Annotated in this window: 1 protein-coding gene; it reads left to right on the top strand. The window is 42.5% G+C overall.

Going from position 1 to position 219, the window contains the following annotated elements; genetic code table 11:
• Positions 1-219: hypothetical protein (locus tag V7D18_RS04695; protein ID WP_426151940.1), on the top strand; the 219-nt coding region annotated here is incomplete at both ends.

Raw genomic sequence — 219 nt, 5'->3', positions numbered from 1 at the left:
GGCAGGCAGTCTGCCGGCACAGGATTATTCCGCTTATTTTTTCGCTTTGGAACAAACCGGTAATGAGAAATACAGACAAAAGATAGAAGATGTCATGAAAGCCCCGGAGTGGACTTTGGAGCTTATGCCGTTTATAACAGCATATGACACAAAGTATAAAAGTAAAGAGCATTATAATGAGATTGCGGCCATGTTTCGGGAGAAACAGCAGTTTACAGG

The sequence above is a fragment of the Lacrimispora sp. 38-1 genome (genome assembly GCF_049890855.1).
Lineage (GTDB): Bacteria > Bacillota > Clostridia > Lachnospirales > Lachnospiraceae > Lacrimispora.
The sequence above is the reverse complement of the archived record's forward strand: the minus strand, read 5'-3'. Positions and strand labels throughout refer to the sequence as shown.